This is a genomic window from Acidovorax sp. CF316 (genome assembly GCF_000276605.1).
In the GTDB taxonomy this organism is placed as follows: domain Bacteria; phylum Pseudomonadota; class Gammaproteobacteria; order Burkholderiales; family Burkholderiaceae_C; genus Acidovorax.
The window spans coordinates 37,152-51,008 of the sequence record NZ_AKJX01000098.1 but is presented as its reverse complement, the minus strand read 5'-3'; the positions used below and the strand labels follow the sequence as shown (position 1 = coordinate 51,008).

The following is a 13,857-nucleotide window of genomic DNA, read 5'->3' as shown; positions in this document are numbered from 1 at the left end:
CTGAAGCTTTGCATCACACCGCAGTCAACGCCCGGCCACGCGACTGCACTGCCGACCTGGCACGCTGCTGACCCGGTGCCGGTGCCGGTGCCGGTGCCGGCGCTGGCACCGCAGCCCGCGCCGGCAGCCCCCCCGCCTCCAGCCGAAACACCTGCACCGAATCCGCCACCGCACCCGCAGTGCGCGTCAGCCCCTGCGCTGCAGCCGCCACCTGCTCGACCAGGGCAGCGTTCTCCTGGGTGATGGTGTCGAGCTGGCCCACGGCGGTATTGACCTCGGAGATGCCGGCCAGCTGCTCCTGGCTGGCGTGGCTGATCTCGCCGACCACGGCGCCCACGCGGCGCACGCCCTCGACCACCTCGACCATGGTGGCCTGGGCCGCCTGGGTGCGCTGCTGGCCCTGCTCCACGCGGTGGGCCGACTGGTCGATGAGCTGCTTGATCTCCTTGGCCGCGTCAGCGCTGCGCCCGGCCAGGCTGCGCACTTCGCTGGCCACCACGGCAAAGCCCCGGCCCTGCTCGCCGGCGCGGGCGGCTTCCACTGCGGCATTGAGCGCCAGGATGTTGGTCTGGAAGGCGATGGAGTCGATCACCTGCGTGATCTCGCCGATGCGGCTCGAGTCGCCCTGGATGTCGCGCATGGTCTGGCCCACACTGTCCACCGCCTCGCGGCTGCGCGCGGCGGCCGCGCTGGCCTGGTCGGCCAGTGCCGTGGCCTGGCGGGCGGCGTCGGCGCTCTGGCGCACGGTGCCGGTGATCTGCTCCATGGACGCCGCGGTCTGCTCCAGGCTGGCGGCCTGCGACTCGGTGCGCGCCGACAAATCGAGGTTGCCCTGGGCGATCTCCTGCGCGCCCAGGCGCATGGATTCGCTTTCATCGCGGGCATCGCGCACGATGGCGCACAGGTTGAACGACAACTGGCCCAGCGCCTGCTGCAGGTCGCCGAGTTCGTCGTTGCGGCCCCTGCGCACGGTGGTCGTCAGGTCGCCGGCTGCGACCCGGTTGGCCGCCAGGGTGAGCCCTGCGATGGGCCGCACCAGCAGCCGCGCCAGGTACCACCAGGCCGTGCCGAACAGTGCCAGCAGCACTGCCCAGCCGGCCGCGCCGGGCAGCAGCATGCTGGTGGCCAGCGAGGCCGCCAGCAATGCGAGCAGTGCCAGCGCCAGCCGGGCCGACAGGCCCAGTGTGGCCAGCCCGTGCGCCACGCGCCCGGCCAGCGTGTGCCGCAGCACGCGGCCCGAGCGCAGCCCGTGCACGCGCCGCCCGGCCTGCTTTTCCTGGCGCATGGTGGCATACAGCTGCTCGGCCGCGGCGATCTGCGCGCGCGTGGCCTCGGTGCGCACCGACATGTAGCCCACCGGGCGCCCGTCCTGCAGCAGCGGCGTGGCGTTGGCCATCACCCAATAGTGGTCGCCGTCCTTGCGCCGGTTCTTCACCGGGGCCGACCAGGGCCGGCCCGAGGCGATGGTGGCCCACATGTCGCGGAACGCCTCCTCGGGCATGTCGGGGTGGCGAATGAGGTTGTGGGGCTGGCCCAGCAGCTCTTCGTGCGTGTAGCCGCTGATGGCCACGAAGGCCGCGTTGCAATGGGTGATGCGGCCCTGGGTGTCGGTGGTGGAGACGAGGGTCTGGCCCTTGGGGACAGCATATTCCTGTCCGGTGACTGGCAGGTTGTGGCGCATGGAAAAGGCTCCGCTGGACGATGCAGCCGATTGTCCGGACCTCCTCTGCGGGGCGCCTTGACCAAGGTCAACGTTTGCTTGACGAGCGTCAATCCTCACGCCTGCCAGACCCCGAAGCCCGCCGAGCGCAGATCGATGCCGATCTCGATCTCGCGCTCCACCGCATCGTCGTAGCGCATGGGGTTGAAGCCCTCGTACAGGTCGGGCAGCAGGCGCAGGCCGTACAGCATGACAAAGCGGTTGGCCTGGATGCCGGCCTTGTGCTTGTCGAAGCGCACATCCGGGTCCAGCCCGGTCATGCCCACATACACACAGGGCTTGCCCTCGATGTAGCCGGGGTTGCAGCGCAGGAACTTGCGCTCGCGCAGCACCGCCATCGACAGTTCGACGACATAGACGTTGTGGTGCGGGCGCCTGGGCATGGGGTGCATTGTGCAGCGCATGCATTCCAGTGTGTGGCCGGGCCCGGGGTAGACCGCCAGAACCAGCCCATCCGCCAACCCCTGCGCGAGCACGGCTGGACAGCCGAGGCATGCCTCGCCGCATGGCAATCTGGCCTTGCCCCTGTGCCCTGGCGACAGCGGCTTTAACAGACAGAGACAGTTTGCGCCTTGCTGCCGCCCGGCCCGCATGCCACCATCCGCAGCTCCAACCACACACGACACGAGGGACGCGCATGCCACAGCCCAATTTGCGGATCTATTTCGATGGCCTGGAAGAGGCGACGCCTGGCATGCCGTGCTACGACCCGGAGCAGCCCTGGTTTGCCCACGTCACAGTGGTCAACGCCAACCTCGACCCCAAGTGGCCCGCCGAGAAGCGGGCGCTGAATCCGCAGAATCCCACCGGCCCAGCGGGGCCGTTCAAGGTGTTCTTCCAGGTGTTCCCGGGGCAGACTTCCAAGTCGACATCGGGCTCGACCCCGTTCACGACCTACCTGGTCGATGGCCTGGGTGCCTATCCCAGCGGCACAAACGCTTGCGCGCAAGGCTTTTCGATGCAGTTGCCCAAGGGCACGACCAAGGCGGATTTTGGCGTGAAGTACGGCTTCATGTTCCAGGCCGACATGTACCATTCGGTCACCGAGTCCAACGAGGACGACAACTACTTCGTATGGGAGTCGGGCCTGGCCCCCTCGCTGGCGCCGCAGTGGAAAGAGGGCGATCCCAGCCCGTTTTCCAACCTCAAATTCATCGACTTCAAGGCAGTGCCGGGCTCGAAGAACCAGCTCGACATGCTGGTCAAGAACCAGGGCAGCGAGACCTCGTACCAGCTGGAGCTGCGCTTGTCCATCCTGGGGGCGCCCAAGCCTGGCAGCCCCACGGGCAGTGTTGTCGAATCGGTCAGCGCCAATTCCACGGCCATCCCGCCCGGCGGCTCCACCTGGGTGCGCTTCAAGGCCAGAAGCGCCTTCGTGCAGCCGCGTGCGGCGCTTTCGGCGCGCGAACTGCAGCGCCTGCACTCCGCCAACCCCGCCAGCCGCCGCTTCCGCCAGGTGCAGTTGGGCAGCAGCGGCCTGCTGGATGGCCAGAACATTCCACGCTACCTGGTGATGGAGAAGGACTTCGATTTTGTGCCGCTCAAGCCGTTCTTCATCACCCTCATGAACGCCTCGACAAGCGAGCGGGTGGCGTTCGGTGAAAACCCGCTGGGCGTGGTCAAGCGGCCGGGCCCGGGTGGGCCGATTGCGATTCCGCACAAGTAGCCGCCAGCCCCTCCGGCGCCGTGGTGCAGGGCGCGGCGGGAGCGCAGCTCTGGCGGTGCGTCCCCTGGTGGCCTGCGCCGTTGGTCTTTATTCATCCAGTGCTCAAAGCGAGCCCGCCGCCACCAGCTCGCGCGTGCGCGCCAAGGTGGACAGCAGCGCGGTCTTGTAGCCCTTGTCGCTGTCCATCCAGGCCTGCTCGGCCTGTTCCTCTGCGCCGCCTGGTTCTTTGCCGCGCAGGCCGGTGTAACAGTAAAAGCGCAGCTGCAGCTCGCCTGCCTCGTCCTCGAAAAGCTCGTTGACGATCACGCCCTCGCGCGGGCCGGTGGCCTGGAAGAAGCTCACCTTCTGGCCGGGCTCGAACGCGATGATCTCGCGCAACTCGGCGCCGCCGATGGTGGCCTCGCGCACGATGTGGTCGGCCCCTTCGTAGACCACGTCGCAGCGTGTGCACAGCCCGGGCGGCAGGAACTGGCGCGCATCGCGGGCCTTCAAAACGAGCCCGGCCCAGGCCTGCTCGCGGGTGAGTGGCATTTCGCCAGCGGGGTTGACGGGGACGGTGGCGGTGGAATAGATCATGGTGGTTCTCCTGGATGGTTTGATTGGGGCATTCAGGCCTGGGCAGCGACCTGTGCCGCAAAGTCGCGGTAGCTGCGCAGCGGGCGGCCGAGCAGCGCGGTCAGGCGGTCCACGTCGCCCGCCTCGGGCGCCATGCCGTCGGTGAGAAAGCGCTCGGCCATCAGGCGCATGTCGTAGGCCATCCAGCCGGGCATGAAGTGGCGCAGGTTGGCTTCGAAGGCGGCGGTGTCGTCGCCACCATGCACGATGGGGCGGCCCAGCACCTCGGCCCAGGTGGCGGCCACGCCCGCACCCGTGAGCGTGTCGGGGCCGACCAGGTTGATGCGCGTGGTGGGCAGCGGGCCGCTGGCCTGGGAGCGGCGCAGCAGCTCGATGGCGGCCACCTCGGCGATGTCGGCCGTGTCCACCATGGCCAGCCCCTTGGCGCCAATGGGCATGGGGTACACACCGTGGGCCAGCACCACATCCTTGATGCTGAGGTCGTTGCCCATGAAGTAGGCGGGGCGCAGGATGGTGGCGCCAAAGCCCATCTGCTCGATCATGCGCTCCACGCCGTACTTGCCGGCAAAGTGCGGCACGTTGACATAGCGGTCGGCATGTATCACCGAGAGATAAACGATGCGCGTGATGCCCGCCTCGCGTGCCAGGTTCAGCGCCACCAGGGCTTGGGTGAACTCGTCGGGCACCACGGCGTTGAGCAGGAACAGCGTGTCCACGCCCTGGAACGCGGCGCGCAGCGAATCCACGTCGAGCAGGTCGCCCTGCACGGCCGCCACGCCGGCGGGCAGGCCGCCGGCCTTGGCCACATCGCGCACCAGGGCACGCACGTTGGCGCCGCGCCGGGCGAGTTGCTGCACGACCTGGCGGCCCACGGTGCCGGTGGCACCGGTGACGAGGATGGCGGGGGAAGAAGAAGGGTGGGCGGAAGAAGCGGTGGTCATGGAATTTCTCCGGGTTGGGTGGTTGACAGCCCGAACTTTAGGGATCTCATCCATGATCCGATAGCCGTTATAGTTGGACAGATCGTCTCAAAATCGGAACACTCCGCCATGGACCTGCACACCCTTGCCGACTTCAACCTCGTCGCCCGCCACGGCGGCTTTGGGCGCGCCGCGCGCGCATCGGGGCGCCCCAAGGCCACGCTGTCGCGCCGCGTGGCCGAGCTCGAAGCGTCCTTGGGCTTGCGCCTGCTGGAGCGCGGCGCCCGCGCCGTGAAGCTCACCGAAGAGGGCCGCGCGTTGCACGAGCGCACCGGTGCGCTGCTCACCGAGATCGACGAGGCTGCCGCCGCGATTGCCTCGGGCGGCGAGCAGCCGCGCGGGCGCCTGCGCATCAGCGCGCCGCTGCTGTTCTCGCAGACCGCCATGGGCCGGCTGGCGGCCGACTTTGCGCTGCGCTACCCGGCAGTGCGGCTGGAGGTGACCACCGAGGACCGCAGCGTGGACATGGTGGAGGAGGGCTACGACCTGGTGATCCGCGTCAACCCGTTGCCCGACGCCAGCCTGATCGGCCGCGTGCTGCTGCGCGACCGCCTGGTGCTGGTGGCCCCGCCCGGCCTGGCGCGGCCGCGCAAGGGCAGCACCGCAGCCGTGCCTGCGGTTGTGCGCGGCACAGGTGTGCAGCAAGGCAGCACGTGGGAGATGGCGCCGCCGGTGAAAGGCAAGGGCAGGGCCCCGGCGGGGCCGCCGCCGGTGCAGACCATCGCCATCGACCCAGTGCTCAGCCTGGCCTCGCTCATCATGGTGCGCGACGCCGTGTGCCGCGGCGTGGGCGTGGCGCGCCTGCCCATCTCCCTGGTCGGCCACGACATTGCGGCCGGCACCCTGGCGCACTGGGGCGATGTGCCGGGGCCGGACATCGAGCTGTGGGCGCTGTACCCCTCACGCCGGCTGCTGAGCGCGCGGGTGTCGGCGTTTCTGGAGCATTTGAAAGAGGCGTTTCCGAAGGGGGCGCCGGAGGAGCTGGCGGCGTATGTGGGCGGGTGAGTGAGACCAGGAAAGCCTGCTGATCGTTGCCCACCGCATACTCCGCCCATGGCCAGAACGTGGCGCGGAGGTTGCACATGGCACAAACGTTGAAAGTCGAGTCGCAAGGCACGCCGCTGTCGGTGCAGACTGCCGGGCGCGGCGCGCCGGTCGTGTTCCTGCATGCGGCGGTGTGCGACCGGCGTATGTGGGCGGCCCAGATGGATGCGCTGCTGGTTCGCATCGGGTGATTGCTTACGACCGCCCGGGCTTTGGGGGCTCACCCGTGCGCAGCAGCGCGTCTTCGTCCATTGCCGACTGGCTGGCGGTGCTGGACCATCTGGGCGTGGCAGAGCCCGTGGTGCTGGTGGCCTGCTCGCAGGGCGGGCGCATTGCGCTGGAGGCGGCGCTGGCACACCCCGACCGGGTGCGAGGCCTGTTCCTGGTCGCGCCCACCCTCAGCGGTGCGCCAACGCCGCAGCATGCGCAGGAGATTGCGCAGTTGCTGCGCGAGCAACAGCGAGTCGAGGAGGCGCAGGAAATGCCCTTGCTCAACGCCATCAAGGCACATCTGTGGCTCGATGGCCCGTTGTCGCCCGCCCAGCGCGTGGGCGGCGGGGCCCGGGCGCTGTTCCTGGAGATGAATGCCATCGCGCTTTCAAGCAGCAATCAGCGCGGCGCAGAGACAGACGACCTGCCCGTACATGGCCGCCTGCGCGAGATCCAGGCGCCCGCCTGGGTGGCCTGGGGCGACCTGGACTTTCCCCACATCCAGGAGCGCAGCCAGATGGCTGCGCAGCAGTTGCCCAACGGGGACGGCGCGGTGCTGCAGGGCACGGCGCACCTGCCGTCGCTGGAGCGCCCTGAGTGCATCAACCGGCTGCTGCGGGCGTTTCTGGGCGGGCTGTGAAGCTCCTGGTGCATCTGCGCGATGGCGCCGTGCGCCCGCTGGACAACATGTCCATTGGGCCACGCCAAGGCCTCCTATGATCGGACGGAACCTTTCGATCGCAGACACCATTGCCCCATCCCATGGCCGCCGCAAAATCCAAATCCAGATGGACCGACCGCATCTCCTCCTCCATCACCGTGCTCAACCACGCCGAGAGCCTGGCCCTGGACCGGTTCACCAGTGAAGACCTGGACCAGATCGTCGGCTGCGACGATGTGCAGGAGCTGTCGCTGCGCAGCAGCAAGATGGCCGATCCCGTGGACCTGGCGCGCATTGCCCACATCACCGGCCTGCGCTACCTGCGGCTCGACCGGCTCCGGTTCACCAACCTCAAGGCGCTGCGCGCGCTGCCGCGCCTGCGGCACATCTCGATGGACGGTTGCGCGTTCTCCAACTTCGAGGACCTCAACGGCTTCGAGGCGCTGGAATCGCTGTACCTTTTCAACAGCAAGCTCACGGCGTTTCCGGCCGGGCTGGACCTGCCGCGGTTGGAAAGCCTCATCGTGTCGGGTGGCCGCCTCACGGACCTGTCCTTTGTGCAGAGCTACCCGCGCCTGGCCCGGCTGAGCGTGAAGGGCAACCAGGTCCGCGACCTCTCCCCGCTGGCTGCGTGCCCGTGGGTGGTGGACCTGGAGGTGCACGACAACCCCGTGGCCAGCCTGGCGCCGCTGGCGGGCAGGCAATTCACCCGCTTCTACGCCGATGCCCCGCACCGCGAGGAACAGCAGGCGCTGCAATTGCTGCTGCCCGAAGAACCTTATGTGCCCGATCCCGCGCACGCCGAGGCCTGGCGCGTGGCCGACCTGATGCAGGCCAAGGATTGGCAGCAGCTGTATGCCATCACCGACCTGGCGCTGCTGGGCGAGGCCTTCTTCAACCTGGCGCACAGCCACTACGACGAAGAGACCGTGCGTGGCGTGCTGGCCCACCCGGCCGAGGGCGCGTTCCACGCCATGGTGGCCAAGGGCCTGCGCCCGCACTACTCGGTGGAGGCCGAGCTGCTGGTGGGCGTATTGGGCAGTTACGGCGAACGCACCATCGCGCCGCTGACCGAGTGCTTTTACACGGCGCTGGCGCGGCACCCCGACCACGACGACTTTGCCGCGGGCAAGCTGGAGAGCGAGCATGCCATGGTCATGCGCATCCTGCTGCAGGTGGCCGGCCCGGCATACACCGAGCTGTTCCTCGCCTTCTTCAACGAGCGCGAGGGCTTCTCCGAAGCGCACCTGCACCACTACAAGAAGCTGCTCGACGTGGTGGGCAAGACCGGCGCGCCGCAGCTGGTGGAGCCGACCATCGACCTGCTGCGCTTTGAAAAGCACATCGTCGGCGGCGATGCGGCCTTCATGAAGAAGGTCTTCAAGGCCATCGGTCAGCTGGGCAGCAAGGCCGATGCCGCCGTGCTGGCCAGCCGCTTCGATGCCGCCGCCGAGGCCCGGGCCGATGTGCTGGAAGCCTATGAGGCCACCCTGGCGCGGCTTGCCAAGAAGAAGGCGTGACGGCACCCTTGGTCGCAAGGTCCCTTCGCTGCTTCCTGTTCTCATTGGGTGGCATCTGTCTTGCCCTGGTTTTTCCCTGTTTTCATTCAAGTATCTATTCATAAATCAATTCATATGAACTAAGATACCTGCATGGAAACCCCCACCCATCGCCACACGGACCCCATCCGTGATCTGCTGCGAAGCGGGTTGAAGACTGCGCGGGCTTTGGCAGATGCGCTGGAGATCAGCCAGCCCACGGTGTCCCGTGCGCTGCAGGCGCTGGGGCCGGATGTGCTGCGCCTGGGGGCTGCCCGATCTATTCAGTATGCGCTGCGCGATACAGCGCGGGCGGACCTGGTGGCGCCGATCTGCCAGGTGACGGCCGAAGGCCGGTTGCAGGGGCTGGGCACGCTGGTGCCGGTGTACCCCGAGGGCTTCGTGGTGGTGCAGGCCGATGGTGCCGCGCACGGGCACACCGATGGCTTGCCCTGGTGGCTTTTCGACATGCGGCCGCAGGGCTACCTGGGGCGGGCCTACAACCAGCGGCATGGGCCTGCGCTGGGGCTGCCCGAGCGGCTGGCCGACTGGAGCGACGCGCACGTGATGCGCGCGCTGCTGCGCGAGGGCGGGGACCTGCCCGGCAACCTGCTGGTGGGCGATGCGGCGCAGCAGGCCTTCATCAACGCGGGCCAGCCGGCGCCCATTGCGCTGGCCGGCAAGGCGCGGGCCTACGCGGCGCTGGCGCTGGCTGCGTCGCGCGGTGAGCAGGCGGGGTCGTCGGCCGGCGGGGAGCAGCCCAAGTTCACGGCCTATGCGCATTGGGGTGGCGGTGGCCGGGGGGCGGCTGCGGGCTTGGTGGAGCCCGCGCACGTGATCGTCAAGTTCAGTGCTGCGGTGCAAAGCCCGGTGAGTGCGCGCTGGCGCGACCTGTTGTTGGCGGAGCACCTGGCGCTGCAGGTGCTGCGGGACCATGGCATCGCCGCGGCGCGAACGCATGTCATCGACCATGGCGGGCAGCGCTTTCTGGAAGTGGAGCGCTTTGACCGGGTGGGTGCGCTGGGGCGGCGCGCACTGCACTCGCTGACGGCGCTGGACGCCAAGTTCGTGGGGCAGAGCGGGCGCTGGCCCGAGATGGTGGCGGCCCTGGCGCGCGAAGGCGTGGTGCAGCCGCAGGCGGTGGACTCGGCCGGCCTGCTCTGGGCCTTTGGCACGCTGATCGGCAACACCGACATGCACAGCGGCAACCTGTCGTTCATGGCCGAGGGGGGGCTGCCCTACCAGCTGGCGCCGGCCTATGACATGACGCCCATGGCCTTTGCGCCCACGGCGGCGGGCGAGGTGCCGGTGCGCCCGCTGGCGCTGGTCATCGGCTCGCAGGTGGCAGCGCACACCTGGCGGCAGGCGCTGCCGCTGGCGCAGGACTTTGTTGCACGGCTGCTCGGCCAGACCCGCGGGGGGAGCGGGCAAGGCGGATTCAGCGAAGGTTTTGCACAGTGCATCGACGCACTCAAGGCGCATGTCGGGCTGGCGCAGGAGCGGATTGGTCGGCTGGCGATGTAAGGGGACGGCGGTGATGGCCACTCCAGGTTGGGGCGCGCCGCACCACGGGGATCACAATGGGAGACCAAAAAAATGGGAGGGAGCCTGTGATGATGGGACCGGTGAGAAACGGCGGCGCGCTCAAGCTGCTGTCCGGAGGGCTGCTGGCGGGCCTGTGTGGCGTGCTGGTGCACTGGGTGCACGTGCATTGGCACCAGGTGCCCGTGGGTGGGGGCCTGGTGGTGGTGGGGCTGCCGGGGGCGTTCGCGCTCACGGGCTTTCTGGAGCTGCTGACGGGGCACCCCTTCCTGTCGCTGGCCAGCAAGTGGGATGACCTGGCGGGTTGGCAGCGCGGCCTCCTGGGTACGCTGGTGGCCGCGCTGGCCTTCGGGGTGGCGCTCTGCGCGCTGGTGCTGTTCGGCTAGTGAGGGAAGACTCCGGCCCACAGCCCCGGGGCGGCCCCATCAGTCATCGCGCTGGCGAGGCGGGCCTTGGCCGCCATGGGACGGCAGCCGGTAGTAGGACACACCCGATTTTTCTCCCAGGTCGTCGCGCCACAGCAGCACCTGGCCCCGGTTGGACACGGCGATGGCCTGGGGCCGGGTGGCCGCGATGCGTTGCAGGCCATACTGCATGCGCTGGCGCGCGTTGGCGCGGCTGGTGCCGGGGCCACGCTCAATGCAGCAGGACAGGTCCAGGTCCCAGTACTCGGTAAGTTCGAAGAAGTGGCCGCCGTAGCCCCGCAGGCGCTCCCAGCGGCCGATGCGGTCCGCCACGCCCTCCCGCTCGCGCAGGCCTTGCGGGCCCAGGGGCTGCATGCCGACCAGGGGCACGACGAGCGCCGTGCGGTGGGCCAGCGAGAGCCCGACCACCGTGGGGTACGAGGCCAGGGCATCGCCGTGCAGCGCATCGATGGCGGCATGGGTCGCCAGGGGCTGGGCGCCGGCGGTCAGGGTGGTCAGCAGCGTCGCGTCGTACAGGCCCTGCACCAGGCCCTGCGCGTCCAGGTGCGTGGGCAGCAGCAGCAACTGGTCATAGCCCAGGCCATCGCTGGCGGGTGTGCGCAGGTCCAGCAGGATATGCAGGTAGGACTTGATGGCCCGCACGCGCAGTTCCTCGGCCGGCAGGGGCGGGCATTGCGGGCCGCACCGGGCCTGCTCCCAGGCCTCGGCCAGGCCGGCGTGGTGCGATGTGAACGCCGCCGTGGCCAGGCACAGGCCGGGCAGGCCAATCCAGATTGCAAAGGGCCGCGTCCTGGACAGGGCCTTGTAGCGCTGCAGGCGACCAACGCCCAGCGCCGCCCATTCCTCCGGATGGCGCCACAGCCAGAAGGCCAGCAGGCCGAACCAGGCCAGCAGCACCAGCGCAAGGGTATTGATGGCGGATGACATGGCTTGGCAGGCGCTTTCTTCAGGGCGCAGGTACTGCCGGCAGTACACGCGGGGTTGGGCTTGCCCGGCAGTGTGGCGGGTCTGTGTGAGCTGTGGATGAAGTCCCGGCTGGCAGGTGGGCGGCTTCGTCAACGCCGGGCACTGGGGCCACGTCGACCTGCCCTCAAGGCATCGGCGCGCAAAAGACCTGCAAGGGCGTGCACCCCCTCTCGCCGCCGCCTAGGGCGTGGGGGCGTGCAGGTCCAGGTACTCCACCGCCAGGCCCGCGGCCTGGTGCGCGTGCTGTGCCTGCGCGCCCACCTCGTGCAGTATCTGCAGCGTCTGCGGCTGGGGACTCAGCAGTTGCCAGTGGCCGGGGGGCGAGTCGGCTGCGGCGCCGCCATCGCTGTCGCTGCACTGCTGCAGCGCCGCCAGCAGCTCGGCGCGTGCGGGCTGGTGCACGGCAAAGCCCTCGTTGGCCATGGCGGCGACCCGTATGCCCAGCGCATCGCACAGGCGCTGCTTGGCGGGCATCTCCTGCACGGCCCGGCGGCGGGCCTCGTCGATCAGCGGCAGGGTGGCGGCGTCCACCAGCTGGCCTGCGCGTGCGAAGGCCGGGCCGTGCGCATCCCAGGCCTCGGGCGGGCAGGCCTTCGAGGCCTTGAATTCTGCACCCAGGGGCTCGAAGGGGTTGATCGATGCCGGGTAGATGCGGCAGACCAGTGGCCGCTCGGCATAGATGCTGCAGCGTTTGTCGCCCATCAGGTGCGGGCAGCGCCCCGGGAAGGACGCGGCCAGGATCACGCCCACGCGCACCGGCAGTGCCCCGCTGGCAGCGGCAAAGCTGCGCTGGCGCCGGTACTGTGCTGGGGCATCGCCCTGCGCGGGCTCGGCGGGCCAGGCAATGGCATCGCACAGCAGGTGGACATCGCCGCCGCGGCGCAGCCAGGCCGTGGCTTCGTGCACCGACAACGGCACCCGGTGGTTCTGGCAGCACCGGCCGCACTGCGTGCATGCGAAGTTCAGCTGCACAGCCGGTCCCTCGGTTCCAGCGGGCTAGCCAGTAACCATGCCGCCCGCGTCCAGGGCCGGCGGGCGCAGCAGGTCGGCGTCGATGCCCATGACCTGGCTGGCATGCTCCACGGCCCGCCACAGGGCGGAGGGCATCTGCAGTATCTCCTCGGGCGAGGCCGAGCGCGCAATCCAGGCGCTGATCTGGGAGTGCTGGTCGCGGGTGAGCAGGTCCAGGCTCAGCATCTCGTCGATGGTCTTCATATGGGGCTTGGTGGTCAAACGGTGGGGTCTTTCAGGGGCTGTTCTGGAGAGGCAAGCTGCAAGTCTGCCCGAAGGACGAAGCCGGTGCTGGCAAGGGGGTTGCGGCGGCATGTTCTGCGGATGGCTGCCATGGTAGCGCTTGCCCCGTGCTCAGCCGCCCGCGCCCCTGTCCGCCCCCATTGCCAGCGGCTTGCGGTACACGCAGTTGCGTCGCTCCAGCACAAAGCCGCAATCCTCGTACACGCGGTGGGCGCCGCTGCCGTTCTGGCTGTCCACGGCCAGGCACGATTCGGCCATGCCGGCGGCGGCCTGGGCGCGCAGGCTGTGCGAAATCAGGGCCCGCGCCAGGCCGCGGCGGCGCCAGGGCTCGCCCACGCTGATGAACTCCGTCCAGCCGCGCTGTCGGCCGTTGTGCATGTTCCATGCGGCGTCGATGTAGCTGCGCACCTGGCCGGCGACCTGGTGCGATTGCACATCCCACGCCACCTGCCACAGGTGAGGCTGGAAGACCGGGCTCTTCAGCCACTTCAGGTAGTCGGCTTCATCGGGCGGGCAATAGCCCCAATGGCTCTGGAAAGCGCGCCCATGCGCGTCCCAGATCGCGCGGTAGTGCTCGGGCTGCGCGGGCCGCAGTTCCAGCCCTTCGGGCAGTGCAAAGTCGGCCACCTGATCGAGCGTGGGGCGCAGCATGGTGAAGATGTAGCGCTCGGGCGTGTAGCCTGCTTTTTCCAGCAGGGCCGCACGTGCGGCCTCGCCCTGGACGATGTAGGCGTGGTGCGCATGCCGCGGTGCGCCCGGGTGCTCGGCCGCAGCCTGGGTGCGCTGGCGCTGCTCCAGCCAGGCGTGCAGCACTGTGCCGATGCCCTGGCGCCGCCCCTGGGGCGCGACCACAGCGAACTGGGAGTACAGCTGCAGCCCGTCGGCCTGCGCCCAGCTCCACGATCGCACATAGCCGGCGATCGCGGTGCCGGCCTGGGCGATCCACACATCGCGCTCGGGCACGCAGCTGGTGAAGGCGGCGTAGTCGCGCGCCACCTCGTGCACCGTGCGAAAGAACCCGGTGTGGTCGGCCGCAAAACTGGCGTTGGCGCAGGCGACCATGGCCTCGTAGTCCGAGGGGCCGGCAAAGGGCCGGAAGATCACGTGCGGGGGCGGGCGGGTGTGCATCGGTGGGTGGTCCTGGAGCCGGTCTCGCGCAGCCTGTGGGCGCGCCCTGGCGGTCTGCCGGGGATGGTAGCGCAGGCCTTTGCGCAGCTTGCCGCGGGGTGTGCGCAACAGGCTCACCCATTCGGGTGGAGGAGGGCGCGAACGCGC

General features: G+C 69.3%; 15 protein-coding genes. 7 read left to right on the top strand and 8 right to left on the bottom strand.

The annotated features are described in order from the left end of the window. Window positions 1-13 precede the first annotated feature (13 nt). Together PMI14_RS09715 and PMI14_RS09710 are read right to left on the bottom strand one after the other, a co-directional pair. Window positions 14-1,681, bottom strand: a complete 1,668-nt coding sequence (locus tag PMI14_RS09715) for a PAS domain-containing methyl-accepting chemotaxis protein (protein ID WP_007853339.1) — start codon at window positions 1,679-1,681, stop codon at window positions 14-16. Between the two features lie 95 nt (window positions 1,682-1,776). After that, the gene (locus tag PMI14_RS09710; protein WP_035203068.1) at window positions 1,777-2,103 is read right to left on the bottom strand and encodes a hypothetical protein; all 327 of its coding nucleotides are present in this window, start codon (window positions 2,101-2,103) and stop codon (window positions 1,777-1,779) included. 254 nt (window positions 2,104-2,357) lie between these two features. Between PMI14_RS09710 and PMI14_RS09705 the strand changes: the two genes are divergently transcribed. Continuing rightward, entirely contained in the window at window positions 2,358-3,386 is a 1,029-nt protein-coding gene (locus PMI14_RS09705) for a hypothetical protein (RefSeq protein WP_007853337.1), read from the top strand. A 102-nt stretch (window positions 3,387-3,488) separates the two neighbouring features. On the opposite strand, the gene PMI14_RS09700 is transcribed toward PMI14_RS09705, so the two are convergent. Then, complete coding sequence (locus PMI14_RS09700) at window positions 3,489-3,962, bottom strand: AtaL-like protein (RefSeq protein ID WP_007853336.1); 474 nt, start codon at window positions 3,960-3,962, stop codon at window positions 3,489-3,491. A 32-nt stretch (window positions 3,963-3,994) separates the two neighbouring features. Beyond that, window positions 3,995-4,903 (bottom strand): SDR family oxidoreductase, encoded by a 909-nt coding sequence (locus tag PMI14_RS09695; protein WP_007853334.1) that lies wholly within the window; start codon window positions 4,901-4,903, stop codon window positions 3,995-3,997. Window positions 4,904-5,011: 108 nt separating this feature from the next. On the opposite strand from PMI14_RS09695, the gene PMI14_RS09690 reads away from it, so the two are divergent. The 6 genes from PMI14_RS09690 (at window position 5,012) to PMI14_RS09670 (ending at window position 10,323) form a co-directional block, all read left to right on the top strand. Further along, entirely contained in the window at window positions 5,012-5,947 is a 936-nt protein-coding gene (locus PMI14_RS09690) for a LysR family transcriptional regulator (RefSeq protein WP_007853332.1), read from the top strand. Window positions 5,948-6,024: 77 nt separating this feature from the next. Beyond that, window positions 6,025-6,177, top strand: a complete 153-nt coding sequence (locus tag PMI14_RS35565; RefSeq protein ID WP_007853331.1) for an alpha/beta fold hydrolase — start codon at window positions 6,025-6,027, stop codon at window positions 6,175-6,177. Next, a complete protein-coding gene (locus PMI14_RS09685; RefSeq protein ID WP_007853330.1) occupies window positions 6,174-6,836 on the top strand; it encodes an alpha/beta fold hydrolase in 663 nt (220 codons plus the stop codon). The genes PMI14_RS35565 and PMI14_RS09685 overlap by 4 nt, the downstream gene beginning before the upstream one ends. 122 nt (window positions 6,837-6,958) lie before the next feature. Next, on the top strand, window positions 6,959-8,377 hold the full coding sequence (locus tag PMI14_RS09680) for a leucine-rich repeat domain-containing protein (protein WP_007853329.1): 1,419 nt from the start codon (window positions 6,959-6,961) through the stop codon (window positions 8,375-8,377). 132 nt (window positions 8,378-8,509) lie between these two features. Further along, complete coding sequence (gene yjjJ, locus PMI14_RS09675; RefSeq protein ID WP_007853328.1) at window positions 8,510-9,919, top strand: type II toxin-antitoxin system HipA family toxin YjjJ; 1,410 nt, start codon at window positions 8,510-8,512, stop codon at window positions 9,917-9,919. A gap of 89 nt (window positions 9,920-10,008) precedes the next feature. Continuing rightward, a complete protein-coding gene (locus PMI14_RS09670) occupies window positions 10,009-10,323 on the top strand; it encodes a hypothetical protein (RefSeq protein WP_007853327.1) in 315 nt (104 codons plus the stop codon). A 39-nt stretch (window positions 10,324-10,362) separates the two neighbouring features. On the opposite strand, the gene PMI14_RS09665 is transcribed toward PMI14_RS09670, so the two are convergent. From PMI14_RS09665 to PMI14_RS09650, 4 genes are all read right to left on the bottom strand, one after another. Continuing rightward, window positions 10,363-11,289 (bottom strand): hypothetical protein, encoded by a 927-nt coding sequence (locus PMI14_RS09665; protein WP_007853326.1) that lies wholly within the window; start codon window positions 11,287-11,289, stop codon window positions 10,363-10,365. A gap of 219 nt (window positions 11,290-11,508) precedes the next feature. After that, window positions 11,509-12,300: a YkgJ family cysteine cluster protein gene (locus PMI14_RS09660; protein ID WP_007853325.1), complete on the bottom strand. Its 792-nt coding sequence runs from the start codon at window positions 12,298-12,300 to the stop codon at window positions 11,509-11,511. Window positions 12,301-12,324: 24 nt separating this feature from the next. After that, window positions 12,325-12,543: a hypothetical protein gene (locus PMI14_RS09655; protein WP_007853324.1), complete on the bottom strand. Its 219-nt coding sequence runs from the start codon at window positions 12,541-12,543 to the stop codon at window positions 12,325-12,327. 150 nt (window positions 12,544-12,693) lie between these two features. Further along, on the bottom strand, window positions 12,694-13,710 hold the full coding sequence (locus PMI14_RS09650) for a GNAT family N-acetyltransferase (protein WP_007853323.1): 1,017 nt from the start codon (window positions 13,708-13,710) through the stop codon (window positions 12,694-12,696). Window positions 13,711-13,857 lie beyond the last annotated feature (147 nt).

Coding starts and splice junctions, on each gene's coding strand:
- PMI14_RS09665 (WP_007853326.1), bottom strand. CDS start 11,289: ATGTCATCCGCCATCAATACCCTTGCGCTGGTGCTGCTGGCCTGGTTC.
- PMI14_RS09655 (WP_007853324.1), bottom strand. CDS start 12,543: ATGAAGACCATCGACGAGATGCTGAGCCTGGACCTGCTCACCCGCGAC.
- PMI14_RS35565 (WP_007853331.1), top strand. CDS start 6,025: ATGGCACAAACGTTGAAAGTCGAGTCGCAAGGCACGCCGCTGTCGGTG.
- yjjJ (WP_007853328.1), top strand. CDS start 8,510: ATGGAAACCCCCACCCATCGCCACACGGACCCCATCCGTGATCTGCTG.
- PMI14_RS09695 (WP_007853334.1), bottom strand. CDS start 4,903: ATGACCACCGCTTCTTCCGCCCACCCTTCTTCTTCCCCCGCCATCCTC.
- PMI14_RS09710 (WP_035203068.1), bottom strand. CDS start 2,103: ATGCCCAGGCGCCCGCACCACAACGTCTATGTCGTCGAACTGTCGATG.
- PMI14_RS09670 (WP_007853327.1), top strand. CDS start 10,009: ATGATGGGACCGGTGAGAAACGGCGGCGCGCTCAAGCTGCTGTCCGGA.
- PMI14_RS09700 (WP_007853336.1), bottom strand. CDS start 3,962: ATGATCTATTCCACCGCCACCGTCCCCGTCAACCCCGCTGGCGAAATG.
- PMI14_RS09690 (WP_007853332.1), top strand. CDS start 5,012: ATGGACCTGCACACCCTTGCCGACTTCAACCTCGTCGCCCGCCACGGC.
- PMI14_RS09650 (WP_007853323.1), bottom strand. CDS start 13,710: ATGCACACCCGCCCGCCCCCGCACGTGATCTTCCGGCCCTTTGCCGGC.
- PMI14_RS09680 (WP_007853329.1), top strand. CDS start 6,959: ATGGCCGCCGCAAAATCCAAATCCAGATGGACCGACCGCATCTCCTCC.
- PMI14_RS09715 (WP_007853339.1), bottom strand. CDS start 1,681: ATGCGCCACAACCTGCCAGTCACCGGACAGGAATATGCTGTCCCCAAG.
- PMI14_RS09705 (WP_007853337.1), top strand. CDS start 2,358: ATGCCACAGCCCAATTTGCGGATCTATTTCGATGGCCTGGAAGAGGCG.